Source organism: Streptacidiphilus sp. BW17, assembly GCF_041262485.1.
GTDB lineage: Bacteria > Actinomycetota > Actinomycetes > Streptomycetales > Streptomycetaceae > Streptacidiphilus.
In genome coordinates this window covers 52,855-65,846 of the sequence record NZ_JBGCCR010000015.1, presented here as the reverse complement: position 1 = coordinate 65,846, position 12,992 = coordinate 52,855, and the positions used below count along the sequence as shown (strand labels likewise).

The following is a 12,992-nucleotide window of genomic DNA, read 5'->3' as shown; positions in this document are numbered from 1 at the left end:
CCCTCAGGCGTTGGCGCCGCCGAACTCACGCTCCAGCGACGCGATCTGGTTCGTGCCCAGACCGCGGACGCGACGCGACTCGGAGATGCCGAGACGCTCCATGATCTGCTTGGCCCGGACCTTGCCGACTCCGGGGAGCGACTCGAGCAGGGCGGAGACCTTCATCTTGCCGATGACGTCGTTCTCCTGGCCCGCCTTGATGACCTCGTGCAGGGAGGCGCCGCTGTGCTTGAGCCGGTTCTTGATCTCGGCGCGCTCCCGGCGAGCCTCAGCTGCCTTGGCGAGCGCAGCCGTGCGCTGCTCAGGGGTAAGGGGCGGAAGTGCCACGCCGTTCACCTCAGTACTTCGAATGAATGGAACAGGACTTGTGCAGGACCGACGAGGAACCTAGCGGCTCTGACCTGCGAGAGCAACGAGACCCGCGCTTGCTCCGAGTACTCCTCGACGACCTATGGCCGGACACTACCCCTGTTGCGGCCCTCCGTCAGGGAAAAGAGCAGAAAAGTCCTGCTCAGGACCGCTTCTGCGCCAAACCGGGCGGAAATTTCGCCACAAAACGGAACGAGCGGCGAACGCGCAGTTCAGCGCCCTCACCGCTCATTCACGACATCTTCACGAGCCCTGCGGCTGTCGCGACGCGATTCGCCACCATTGGGTGGTCGCGCACATACGCTCCGTCGCCGATCTACCGCCGTTTCCGCCTGTTCCACTGCCGAATACTTGTTTTCCAGCGGTGCTCACCCGACAAACGTCCGGTCCCCGAGTGATTGGACACAGCGATCCGACGCTCCGACAGAAGCCTTTCAGGCGACGGCCGTACGGACCTCGTCCACGAACCGCTGGGCCGCGTCGCGCAGGCCCTGGACCGACGGGCCGTGCTTGAGCACGTCCCGCGAGACGCTCGGCACCACGTTGCGCGCCGACCGGCCGAAGACGCGCGGGATGTCCGCCATGGTGGCGCCCTGCGCACCCACGCCGGGGGCCAGCAGGGGGCCGTTGATGGCCAGGTCGGCCTCGTCGACGTCGGTCAGCGTCGCGCCGACCACCGCGCCGAAGGAGCCGAGCGGCTGCGCTCCCGCGTTCTCGGCCGCGAGCTGGGCCAGGATCGACTGCGCGACGGTCCGCCCCTCGGCTCCGACAGCACGCTGCACGGACGCACCCTCCGGATTGGAGGTCAACGCCAGCGCGAAGAGGCCGCAGCCGCTCTTGCGGGCCAGCTCCACGGCGGGCCGCAGGGACCCGAAGCCCAGGTAGGGCGAGACCGTGAGCGCGTCGGAGAACAGTGGGCTGGACTCGGCCAGGAACGCCTCGGCGTAGGCGGCCATGGTCGAGCCGATGTCGCCACGCTTGGCGTCCATCACGACCAGCGCACCGGCGGCACGCGCGTCGGCGACGCACTGCTCCAGCACCGCGACGCCCTTGCTGCCGAACCGCTCGAAGAAGGCCGCCTGCGGCTTCAGCACCGCGACCCGGTCGGCCAGCGCCTCGACGACGGTGCGGGAGAAGCGTTCCAGACCGGCGATGTCGTCGCCCAGGCCCCAGGCGCTGAGCAGCGAGGCGTGCGGGTCGATGCCGACGCAGAGCTGTCCGCGGTCGTCCATGGCCTGGCGCAGCCGGGCGCCGAAGGGGGCGGTCACGTGGTCTCCCTGGGTGGTGTGGTGGTGCGGGTGGGTGGACGGACGGGTGCTACGGGTGCGCGTGGCCGACGGCGTCGGTCAGCTTGGCGAAGCCGCGGGCAGCGAGCGCCTCGCGCAGTTCGGCGAGGACGCGCAGCGGCGCGCCGGGGTCGTGGAAGACGGCCGTGCCGACGGCCACTCCCGAGGCCCCGGCCAGCACGAACTCCAGCGCGTCCAGGCCGGTGCGGATCCCGCCCATGCCCGTGATCGGCACGGTGGTGATCTCCCCGGCCCGCATCGCCGCGTGGACCTCGTAGACGCAGCGGACCGCGACGGGCCGGATCGCCGGGCCGGAAAGGCCCCCGGTGGTCGTGGACAGCCGCGGCCGCAGGGTGTCGGTGTCGATCACCATGCCGAGCGGGGTGTTGATCATCGACAGTCCGTCCGCCCCGGCCCGGACGCAGGCCTTGGCGATGTCGGTGATCGAGGCGACGTCCGGCGACAGCTTGGCGTAGACAGGCAACGCCGGGTCGGCGACCTCGCGCACGGCCTGGATCACGTCGTGGGCGGTGGCGGGGTTTCCGGCGAAGGCCAGGCCCTGGTTGTCGGCGTCTGGGCAGGCCAGGTTGACCTCCAAGCCGACCACGGCCGGGCTGTTGCTCAACTGCTGGGCGCACTCGGCGAACTCGTCGACCCGCTCCCCCGCGATCGAGACGACCACCCGCGCGCCGCGCTCGGCCAGCCAGGACAGCTCGTTCTCGACGAAGTGCCCGATGCCCACGCCCGGGAGCCCGATCCCGTTGAGCAGGCCGCTGGGCGTCTCGGCCATTCGTGGGGTGGCCCGGCCGGAGCGCGGCTGCGGCGTGATCGTCCTGGTGGTGATCGAGCCGAGCTCGGCGAGCGGCTGGAACTTGGCGAGCTCCCGGCCGTAGCCCGCACAGCCGGAGGCGGTGGTCACCGGATTGGGCAGCGTGCCACCGCCTCCGAACGGCGCGGTCATGTCTACCGAACCGGCGTCCAGCGGTGCCACAAAGGTGGTCGCGTCGGTCATCTCAGTAGGCTCCCGTCGCGCTGAGGTCCATCGCCGCGGCGCCCTCGACGTCCGGCGGGACGGTCCCGATGTCGTCCCAGCGGACCCGCGACCCGTCGAAGCAGGGCCCCTCGATGCAGGACCGCGCGAAGCGGCTCACCCCGTCGTCGCCAACCACCGGTAGCACGCAGGCCATACAGGTACCCACGCCGCAGATGCCGACGCCGCAGGCCATGGTCTCCTCGACCGCGGTGAACCAGCGCACGTCCAGCGACGTGGCCGTCTCCGAGACGGCCCGGAGCACGGGCAACGGCCCGGAGGCGTAGACGACACCGGCGCCGATCGCCTTCATCGCCTCGGCCAGCGGCAGCGTCACGTGACCGCGTATCCCGTAGGAGCCGTCCTCGGTGGTGACCAGCACGTCCGGGGTCAGCTCCTTGGCCCGGTCGACGCCGAAGAGCCGGCCCGCGTCGGGTGCGCCCAGGATGAAGCCGACCGAGCCGCCCTGCTCCCGGATCAGGTCCGCCAGCCCGAACAGCGGCACGCTGCCGTGACCACCGGCCACCAACAGCGCCGACACCGGCCCGTTGGGGACGGGGAAGGCGTTGCCGAGCGGCGCGACGATGTCGAGCGTCCCGCCGACCCGGACGTCGGCGAGCTCACGCGTGCCGCGTCCCTGCTCGGAGAAGACGATCTCCAGGGTCTGCTCGTCCGGGTCGGCCCGGTGGACGAAGAAGGCGCGCCGCATCAGCGTCGACGAGTCCGGCCCGCCGACCGCGACGGCGACGACGTGGCCGGGCAGCACGCGCTCCGCGATGCCCTCGGCCCGCAGCACCAGCCGGTGGTACGCACCGACCGGCGACAGTTCGACGATCTCGGCCTGTCGTTGCAACGGGTGTGCCATCGCGCCTGCTCGCTCCTCCTGTGGACGGACGTCAGCTGCGGACAGCAGCGCCGACCGCGTCACCCAGCGTCGCATAGGGGCTGGCGGCAAGCCGGGCCGAGAGTCCCTTGTGGATCCGACGGCACCAGAACGGGCCCTCGTAGATGAAGGCCGAGTAGCCCTGCACCAGGCTCGCCCCGGCCAGGATCCGCTGCCACGCGTCCTCGGCGGTCTCGATGCCGCCGACGGCGACCAGCGTGATCCGGCCCTCGGTGCGTGCGTACAGCCGCTCCAGCACCTCCAGGGACCGCGCCTTGAGCGGCGCGCCGGAGAGTCCACCGGCGCCGATGGACTCGACCTTGGCGGCGTCGGTCCGCAGACCGTCCCGGCCGATGGTGGTGTTGGTGGCGATGATCCCGTCGAGGTTCAGTTCGAGCGCGAGGTCGGCGACGGCATCGACATCGGCGTCCGCCAGGTCCGGTGCGATCTTGACCAGCAGCGGGACGTGGGCGGTGGCGGTCGCGCCGAGCGTCTCCCGGACAGCCGTCAGCAGCGGCCGCAGGTGGTCCACGGCCTGCAGGTTGCGCAGGCCGGGGGTGTTCGGGGAGCTGACGTTGACGACGAAGTAGTCGGCGTGACGCGCGAGCCGCTCGGTGCTGGTCACGTAGTCGCCGACGGCCTCGGCCTCCGGCACGACCTTGGTCTTGCCGATGTTGACGCCGACGACGGCCTTCGCGCTCTTCGGCCGGGCGGCGAGGCGCGCCGCAACGGCAGCGGAGCCCTCGTTGTTGAAGCCCATCCGGTTGATCAGCGCCCGGTCCTCGATGAGGCGGAAGAGGCGCGGGGTCGGGTTCCCGGGCTGGGCCTGCGCGGTGACGGTGCCGATCTCGACGTAGTCGAACCCGAGCATGGTCAGCCCGTCGATCCCGACGGCGTTCTTGTCGAACCCGGCGGCCAGCCCGAACGGACCGGGCAGGTCCAACCCGAGTGCCTTGGTCCGCAGCTTCGGGTCGCGCGGCGCGAGCACGGCCGCAACGAGGTTCCGGAGTCCCGGGATCGACGAGGCCAGCCGGATCCAGAAAAAGGCCAGGTGATGGGCCTTCTCCGGGTCCAGCCGCTTGAAGACGAGGTTGAAGAAGAGCTTGTACACGAGACCTTGGCCTTTTGCAGAAGGATCGGGTGGCAACTACCCAGGGGCGCGGGGAACTGCGCGCCCAGCCACCGGCCGAGCCGCACAGTCCCCCGCGCAGAAGTTGCACTACCGCGAAGCGTTCAGCTGCGCCGCGTGCTCCTGCAGCGACCGCACGCCCACATCGCCGCTCCGCAGCGCGTCGATGCCCTGGACCGCCGCGCCCATCGCCTGGACGGTGGTGAGGCACGGAACGGACCGCGACACCGCGGCCGTCCGGATCTCGTAGCCGTCGAGGCGCGAGCCCGTCCCGAACGGGGTGTTGATGATCAGGTCGATCTCCCCGTCGTGGATCATCTGGACGATCGTCTTCTCGCCCGCAGGGCCCTCGCCCTCGCTGTGCTTGCGGACGACCGTGGCGTCGATGCCGTTGCGGCGCAGCACCTCCGCCGTGCCGCTGGTGGCCAGGATCTCGAAGCCGAGGCCGACCAGCGCCCGCGCCGGGAAGACCAGGTTGCGCTTGTCGCGGTTGGCGACCGAGACGAAGACCCGGCCGCGCAGCGGCAGCGCCCCGTACGCACCCGCCTGCGACTTCGCGTACGCGGTGCCGAAGACGGAGTCGATGCCCATGACCTCACCGGTCGAGCGCATCTCCGGGCCCAGCACCGTGTCGACGCCGCGACCGTGGATGTCGCGGAAGCGGCTCCACGGCATCACGGCCTCCTTGACCGCGACCGGGGCGTCCAGCGGCAGCGTGCCGCCGTCGCCCTCCTTCGGCAGCAGGCCCTCGGCGCGCAGGTCGGCGATGGAGGTGCCGAGCGAGATCCGCGCCGCCGCCTTGGCCAGCGGCACCGCCGTCGCCTTGGAGGTGAACGGGACGGTGCGCGAGGCGCGCGGGTTGGCCTCCAGGACGTAGAGGATGTCCCCGGCCATGGCGAACTGGATGTTGATCAGGCCGCGGACGCCCACGCCGCGGGCGATGCCCTCGGTCGCGGCGCGCAGGCGCTTGATGTCGTGCCCGCCCAGCGTGATCGGCGGCAAGGCGCAGGCGCTGTCGCCGGAGTGGATCCCGGCCTCCTCGATGTGCTCCATCACGCCGCCGAGGTAGAGCTCCTCGCCGTCGTAGAGGGCGTCGACGTCGATCTCGATCGCGTCGTCGAGGAAGCGGTCGATCAGCACCGGGTGCTCGGAGATCAGACCGGCGTGGCGCTTGAGGTAGTCCGCGAGCGAGGCCTCGTCGTAGACGATCTCCATGCCACGGCCGCCCAGCACGTAGGACGGGCGGGCCAGCACCGGGTAGCCGATCTCGTCGGCGATGGCCTTGGCCTCGTCGAAGGAGAAGGCCGTGCCGTGCTTGGGCGCGGGCAGGCCGGCCTCGGCCAGCACCCGGCCGAAGGCGCCGCGCTCCTCGGCGAGGTGGATCGCCTCGGGCGAAGTGCCCACGACCGGAACGCCGTTGTCCTTGAGCGCCTGGGCGAGGCCGAGCGGGGTCTGCCCGCCCAGCTGCACCAGCACGCCCGCGACCGGACCGGCCTGCTGCTCGGCGTGGACGATCTCCAGCACGTCCTCGAGCGTCAGCGGCTCGAAGTACAGGCGGTCGGAGGTGTCGTAGTCCGTCGAGACGGTCTCCGGGTTGCAGTTGACCATCACGGTCTCGTAGCCCGCGTCGCTGAGCGCGAAGGAGGCGTGGACGCAGGAGTAGTCGAACTCGATGCCCTGGCCGATGCGGTTCGGGCCGGAGCCCAGGATGATCACCGCGGGCTTGGTGCGGCTCGCGACCTCGCTCTCCTCGTCGTAGGACGAGTAGAAGTACGGGGTCTTGGCGGCGAACTCGGCGGCGCAGGTGTCGACGGTCTTGAAGACCGGGCGGATGCCCAGCGCGTGCCGGACCTCGCGGACCACGTCCGCGTTCAGGCCGCGGATCTCACCGATCTGGTGGTCGGAGAAGCCGTGCCGCTTGGCGTGACGCAGCAGCTCCGGGTCGAGCTCGGCGGCCTCGGCCAGCTCCTCGGCGATCTCGTGGATCAGGAAGAGCTGGTCGACGAACCACGGGTCGATCTTCGTGTACTCGAAGACCTCCTCCGGGGTGGCCCCGGCGCGGATCGCGTCCATGACGGTGTTGATCCGGCCGTCGGTCGGGATCGCGGCCTTGGCCAGCAGCTCCGCCGTCTCGCCGAGCTCGCTGACGTCGCGGGCGAAGTCGAACTGCGAGCCCTTCTTCTCCAGCGAGCGCAGCGCCTTGTTGAGCGCCTCGGGGAAGTTGCGGCCCAGCGCCATGGCCTCGCCGACCGACTTCATGGTCGTGGTCAGCGTGGCGTCGGCGGACGGGAACTTCTCGAAGGCGAAGCGCGGGACCTTGACGACCACGTAGTCGAGCGTCGGCTCGAAGGAGGCCGGGGTCTGCTCGGTGATGTCGTTGGGGATCTCGTCGAGGGTGTAGCCGACGGCGAGCTTGGCCGCGATCTTGGCGATCGGGAAGCCGGTCGCCTTGGACGCCAGCGCCGAGGAGCGCGAGACGCGCGGGTTCATCTCGATGACGATGACCCGGCCGTCCTCGGGGTTGACCGCGAACTGGATGTTGCAGCCGCCGGTGTCGACGCCGACCTCGCGGATGACGGCGATACCGATGTCGCGCAGGATCTGGTACTCACGGTCGGTCAGCGTCATCGACGGGGCGACGGTGATCGAGTCACCGGTGTGCACGCCCATCGGGTCGAAGTTCTCGATGGAGCAGACGACCACGACGTTGTCGTGCTTGTCGCGCATCAGCTCCAGCTCGTACTCCTTCCAGCCGAGGATGGACTCCTCCAGGAGCACCTCGGTGGTCGGCGAGAGCGTCAGGCCCTGGCCGGCGATGCGGCGCAGGTCCTCCTCGTCGTGGGCGAAGCCGGAACCGGCGCCGCCCATGGTGAAGGAGGGGCGGACGACGACCGGGTAGCCGCCGAGCGTCTCGACGCCCGCCAGGACGTCCTCCATCGAGTGGCAGATGACCGAGCGGGCGGACTCGCCGTGGCCGATCTTGGCCTTGACGGCCTCGACGACCTGCTTGAACAGCTCGCGGTCCTCGCCCTTGTTGATCGCCTCGACGTTGGCGCCGATGAGCTCCACGCCGTACTTCTCCAGCGTGCCCGCCTGGTGCAGCGAGATCGCGGCGTTGAGCGCGGTCTGGCCGCCCAGAGTCGGCAGCAGCGCGTCGGGTCGCTCCTTGGCGATGATCTTCTCGACCATCTCCGGGGTGATCGGCTCGACGTAGGTGGCGTCGGCGATCTCCGGGTCGGTCATGATCGTGGCCGGGTTCGAGTTGACCAGGATCACCCGCAGGCCCTCGGCCTTGAGGACGCGGCAGGCCTGGGTGCCGGAGTAGTCGAACTCGGCCGCCTGGCCGATGACGATCGGGCCGGAACCGATGACCAGAACGGACTGGATGTCGGTGCGCTTAGGCACGCTGGCCCTCCATCAGGGAAAAGAAGCGGTCGAACAGGTAGGCGGCGTCGTGCGGACCGGCCGCCGCCTCCGGGTGGTACTGGACGCTGAACGCGGGCTGGTCGAGGCACTGCAGACCCTCGACCACGTCGTCGTTCAGGCAGACGTGCGAGACCTGGACGCGGCCGAAGGGCGTCTCGGAGACCTTGTCGAGCGGCGCGTCCACGGCGAAGCCGTGGTTGTGCGCGGTGACCTCGACCTTGCCGGTGGTGCGGTCCTGGACCGGCTGGTTGATGCCGCGGTGGCCGTACTTGAGCTTGTAGGTGCCGAAGCCGAGCGCGCGGCCGAGCAGCTGGTTGCCGAAGCAGATGCCGAAGAACGGCGTCTTCCGGCCCAACACCTCGCGCAGCACGGCTACCTGGCCGTCGGCGGTGGCCGGGTCACCCGGGCCGTTGGAGAAGAAGACGCCATCCGGATTCACGGCGTAGACGTCCTCGGCGGTGGCGTTGGCGGGCAGCACATGCACCTCGATGCCACGCTCGGCCATCCGGTGCGGGGTCATCCCCTTGATGCCCAGGTCCAGGGCCGCGACGGTGAACTTCTTCTCACCTATGGCCGGGACGACGTAGACCGCGTCCGTGGCGACCTCGCCGCACAGGTCCGCGCCCTCCATCTGCGGGGCCTGGCGGACGCGGTCCAACATGGTCGCGTCGTCGGCCAGCGCCTCGCCGGAGAAGATCCCGGCGCGCATCGCGCCGACCTCGCGCAGATGGCGGGTCAGTGCGCGGGTGTCGATGCCGCTGATGCCGACGATGCCCTGGGCCTTGAGCTCCTCGTCCAGCGAGCGCTTGGCCCGCCAGTTGGAGGAGACCCGGCTGGGGTCGCGCACGACGTAGCCGGCGACCCAGATCCGCGAGGACTCGGAATCCTCGTCGTTGACGCCGGTGTTGCCGATCTGCGGAGCGGTCATCGCCACGATCTGGCGGTGGTAGGAGGGGTCGGTCAGGGTCTCCTGATAGCCCGTCATACCGGTGTTGAAGACGGCCTCGCCGAAGGTCTCGCCGATGGCGCCGTACGCCTGTCCGCGGAAGATCCGGCCGTCCTCGAGGACGTATGCGGCGGGGACGCGGGGTGCGCGTCGCGCCGTGGGGGTGGATGCCGGTGCGGTCATGATGCGCCTTCCACGTTCTTGTCGTTCAGCACGTTCTTGTCGATCTGGTTCGAGTCGTTCTCGTGGGTGACCTTCTCGTGGGCCTTGATCAGCACCTCGATCGCGGTGACCCAGTTCTCGTGGTCCGCGGACTGGTCGGCACGGAAGCCGGAGTCGAGCTCCTTGTCGCCCAGCCGCCAGGTGACGACCAGCAGGCCGCCCTCGGGGAAAACCTTGCCCGCCAGACCCTTGTCCAGGCGCGAGCCACGCAGGTCGTCGACCGGGACGAAGAAGTCCTGCGAGGCCGGGCGGACCACCGTCAGGCCCTCGGCGCTCAGCGTGAGCTCGACCAGGCTGCGGTCGCCCAGGTGGTGGGCGACGACCCGGTCCAGCCAGTTGCCGGCGGTGGTGGTGCCGACGTACCGGCCCTCGGTCTCCAGGATGGTCTCGGTCGTCCGGGCCGGGATGCCGGTGAGCTCCGGGAGTCCGGACTGCACGGTCTTGCGCCACTGCCAGCCCTGGCGCATCAGCCAGTAGACGAGGGCGATGACCAGCAGGATGCCGATGACCCAGCCGACCAGGTCACCCACATGGGTGACCGGCGCGGAGTGCGGGGTCTCCGCTGTCTGCAGAGACGAGGCAAGCAGCTTGACGCTGTCGGCGGCGCTCATACGAGCTCACCGTCGAGCACCGTGGCGTCGCCGCGCAGGAAGGTGGCGACGACGCGTCCGGGCAGGTCCATGCCGCGGTAGGGGGTGTTGCGGCTGCGGGTGGCAAAGGCGTCCGGGTTCACCTCGCCACGGTAGTCCGCGTCGAAGAGCACCAGGTTGGCCGGCTCGCCCACCGAGACGGGGCGCCCGTGGCCCGGGATGCCGCTGATCGCGGCGGGCTTGGCGGACATCCGCTCGGCGACCTCGGCCCAGCCCATCAGACCGGTGTCGACCATCGCGGACTGGACCACGGAGAGCGCGGTCTCCAGGCCGACCATGCCCATCGCCGCGGCGGCCCACTCACACGCCTTGTCCTCGGCGGGGTGCGGCGCGTGGTCGGTGGCGACGATGTCGATCGTGCCGTCGGCCAGCGCCTCGCGCAGGGCCATCACGTCGGCCTCGGTGCGCAGCGGCGGGTTGACCTTGTAGACCGCGTCGTAGGAGCGGACCAGCTCGTCCGTGAGCAGCAGGTGATGCGGCGTCACCTCGGCGGTGACGTCCCAGCCCTTCGACTTGGCCCAGCGGATGATCTCGACCGAGCCGGCCGTGGAGAGGTGGCAGACGTGCAGGCGCGAGCCGACGTGCGCGGCGAGGAGCACGTCGCGGGCGATGATCGACTCCTCGGCGACGGCCGGCCAACCGGCCAGGCCCAGCTCGCCGGAGACGATGCCCTCGTTCATCTGCGCGCCCTGGGTCAGCCGCGGCTCCTGCGCGTGCTGGGCGACGACGCCGCCGAAGGCCTTCACGTACTCCAGCGCGCGACGCATGATCACCGCGTCGTCCACGCACTTGCCGTCGTCGGAGAAGACGCGGACCTGCGCGGCGGAGTCGGCCATCGCGCCGAGCTCGGCGAGCTGCTTGCCCTCAAGGCCCACGGTGACGGCGCCGATCGGCTGCACGTCGCAGTAGCCGGACTCGCGGCCCAGCCGCCAGACCTGCTCGACGACACCGGCGGTGTCGGCGACCGGGAAGGTGTTGGCCATCGCGTGGACGGCGGTGTAGCCGCCCTTGGCGGCGGCCTGGGTGCCGGTGAGGACGGTCTCGGCGTCCTCACGGCCCGGCTCGCGCAGGTGCGTGTGCAGGTCGACCAGGCCGGGCAGGGCGATCAGGCCGTCGGCCGCGATCCCCCGCTCGCCGTCCCGGAGTTCGAGGTCGGCGCCGATCTCGGCGATGACGCCGTCCGTGACGCGGATGTCCTGCGGGTCGCCGCCGAGGATGCGGGCGCCCTGGATCAGGTAGTTCGTGGTGCTCACTTGCCGGTCTCCTCGGACGTGTTCGCAGCAGTCGCGGTGGAAGAAGTCGTGATGGCGGGCTCGGAGCCGCCGAGCAGCAGGTAGAGGACGGCCATGCGGACGCTGACGCCGTTGGCGACCTGCTCCACGATGACCGCGCGGTCGGAGTCGGCGATGGTCGACTCGATCTCCATCCCGCGCACCATCGGGCCGGGGTGCATGACGAGCGCGTGCTCGGGCATCAGCGCCAGGCGGCGGGCGTCCAGGCCGTAGCGGCGGGTGTACTCGCGCTGGGTCGGGAAGAAGGCGGCGTTCATGCGCTCGCGCTGGACGCGCAGCATCATCACCGCGTCGGCCTTGGACAGCGCCGCGTCCAGGTCGTAAGTGACCTGGCAGGGCCAGGTCTCGACGCCGAAGGGCATCAGCGTCGGCGGCGCGACGAGGGTGACCTCGGCGCCGAGGGTGTGCAGCAGGCGCACGTTGGAGCGGGCGACGCGGCTGTGCAGGACGTCGCCGACGATCGTCACACGGCGGCCGGCCAGGTCCTGGCCGACGCCCGGGTTGAGGTGGCGGCGCATCGTGAACGCGTCGAGCAGCGCCTGGGTGGGGTGCTCGTGGGTGCCGTCACCGGCGTTGACCACGCTGCCGTGCAGCCAGTCGGACTCGGCCAGCAGCTTGGGTGCGCCGGAGGCCCCGTGGCGGATGACCACCGCGTCGGCGCCCATCGCCTGCAGGGTGAGTGCGGTGTCCTTGAGGCTCTCGCCCTTGGAGACCGAGGAGCCCTTGGCGGAGAAGTTGATGACGTCCGCGGAGAGGCGCTTCTCGGCGACCTCGAAGGACGTGCGGGTACGGGTGGAGTCCTCGAAGAAGAGGTTCACCACCGTCCGGCCGCGCAGGGTCGGCAGCTTCTTGACGGAGCGCGCGGAGACCTGGGCCATCTGCTCGGCCGTGTCCAGGATCAGCAGCGCGTCCTCGCGGGTCAGGTCCGCGGTGGAGATGAGGTGACGCTTCACTTGGCAGTGCCCTCCAGCTCGCCGAGCAGGACGGCGTCGATCCCGTCGGTCTCTTCCAGCTTCACTTTCACGGACTCGCGCAGCGAGGTGGGCAGGTTCTTGCCCACGTAGTCGGCGCGGATCGGGAGCTCGCGGTGGCCCCGGTCGACCAGGACGGCGAGCTGGACCGCGCGGGGGCGGCCGTGGTCGGCCAGCGCGTCGAGCGCGGCGCGGATGGTGCGACCGGAGAAGAGCACGTCGTCGACGAGGACGACGAGCTTGCTGTCGATGCCGTCGGCGGGGATCTCGGTGTGCTCCAGGGCGCGGGCGGGCTTGAGCCGCAGGTCGTCCCGGTACATGGTGATGTCGAGCGTGCCGACCGGGAGCTCGGTGCCGGTGATCTCGGCGAGCTTGCGGTGCAGGCGGCGGGCCAGATGGGCGCCGCGGGTGGGGATGCCGAGCAGGACGACGTCGTCGGCGCCCTTGGCGCGTTCGACGATCTCGTGCGCGATCCGGGTCAGGGACCGGGCGATGTCGCCCTGGTCCAGTACCTGTCGCTGGGCAGCTGTGGTCATGCCGAAGCCGACCTCCTTCCCCGCCTCACGGGACGGGCCTTAAAGGATGTCTACGGGTGTGGCTCCCGTGGCGTCGGCCGGAGCAGACACGCACGTGGGGAACCGTCGTCCACCCTACCAGGGCGATCACCGAGCGCTCCCACGCACCCCCTCCCACCTGCACCTCCCGCTAAGCCGAACGGGGGTTCGCACGGGTGCCCCGTTCGGCTTGACGAACGCTTATCACTCTGCGTAACCTCACACTCAGTTACG

11 protein-coding genes are annotated in these 12,992 nt (G+C 70.5%); all 11 read right to left on the bottom strand.

The window, feature by feature from the left end:
- Positions 1–3 precede the first annotated feature (3 nt).
- The gene (gene mihF / locus ABH940_RS19795; protein ID WP_196193873.1) at positions 4–327 is read right to left on the bottom strand and encodes an integration host factor, actinobacterial type; all 324 of its coding nucleotides are present in this window, start codon (positions 325–327) and stop codon (positions 4–6) included.
- A gap of 476 nt (positions 328–803) precedes the next feature.
- Positions 804–1,637 (bottom strand): orotidine-5'-phosphate decarboxylase, encoded by an 834-nt coding sequence (gene pyrF, locus ABH940_RS19790; protein WP_370069875.1) that lies wholly within the window; start codon positions 1,635–1,637, stop codon positions 804–806.
- Between the two features lie 49 nt (positions 1,638–1,686).
- Positions 1,687–2,667: a dihydroorotate dehydrogenase gene (locus ABH940_RS19785; protein ID WP_370069877.1), complete on the bottom strand. Its 981-nt coding sequence runs from the start codon at positions 2,665–2,667 to the stop codon at positions 1,687–1,689.
- A gap of 1 nt (position 2,668) precedes the next feature.
- Complete coding sequence (locus ABH940_RS19780) at positions 2,669–3,550, bottom strand: dihydroorotate dehydrogenase electron transfer subunit (RefSeq protein WP_370105861.1); 882 nt, start codon at positions 3,548–3,550, stop codon at positions 2,669–2,671.
- A gap of 31 nt (positions 3,551–3,581) precedes the next feature.
- Positions 3,582–4,679, bottom strand: coding sequence for a quinone-dependent dihydroorotate dehydrogenase (locus ABH940_RS19775; protein WP_370105860.1), 1,098 nt, complete (start codon positions 4,677–4,679; stop codon positions 3,582–3,584).
- Positions 4,680–4,787: 108 nt separating this feature from the next.
- On the bottom strand, positions 4,788–8,102 hold the full coding sequence (carB, locus tag ABH940_RS19770; RefSeq protein WP_370105859.1) for a carbamoyl-phosphate synthase large subunit: 3,315 nt from the start codon (positions 8,100–8,102) through the stop codon (positions 4,788–4,790).
- The gene (carA, locus tag ABH940_RS19765) at positions 8,095–9,252 is read right to left on the bottom strand and encodes a glutamine-hydrolyzing carbamoyl-phosphate synthase small subunit (protein ID WP_370069885.1); all 1,158 of its coding nucleotides are present in this window, start codon (positions 9,250–9,252) and stop codon (positions 8,095–8,097) included. The genes carB and carA overlap by 8 nt, the downstream gene beginning before the upstream one ends.
- The gene (locus tag ABH940_RS19760; protein ID WP_370069887.1) at positions 9,249–9,902 is read right to left on the bottom strand and encodes a hypothetical protein; all 654 of its coding nucleotides are present in this window, start codon (positions 9,900–9,902) and stop codon (positions 9,249–9,251) included. Before ABH940_RS19760 ends, carA begins: the two co-directional genes overlap by 4 nt.
- Positions 9,899–11,194, bottom strand: coding sequence for a dihydroorotase (locus ABH940_RS19755; protein WP_370105858.1), 1,296 nt, complete (start codon positions 11,192–11,194; stop codon positions 9,899–9,901). Before ABH940_RS19755 ends, ABH940_RS19760 begins: the two co-directional genes overlap by 4 nt.
- Complete coding sequence (locus ABH940_RS19750) at positions 11,191–12,186, bottom strand: aspartate carbamoyltransferase catalytic subunit (RefSeq protein WP_370069891.1); 996 nt, start codon at positions 12,184–12,186, stop codon at positions 11,191–11,193. Before ABH940_RS19750 ends, ABH940_RS19755 begins: the two co-directional genes overlap by 4 nt.
- Complete coding sequence (gene pyrR / locus ABH940_RS19745) at positions 12,183–12,740, bottom strand: bifunctional pyr operon transcriptional regulator/uracil phosphoribosyltransferase PyrR (protein WP_370069893.1); 558 nt, start codon at positions 12,738–12,740, stop codon at positions 12,183–12,185. The genes ABH940_RS19750 and pyrR overlap by 4 nt, the downstream gene beginning before the upstream one ends.
- Positions 12,741–12,992: the final 252 nt, after the last annotated feature.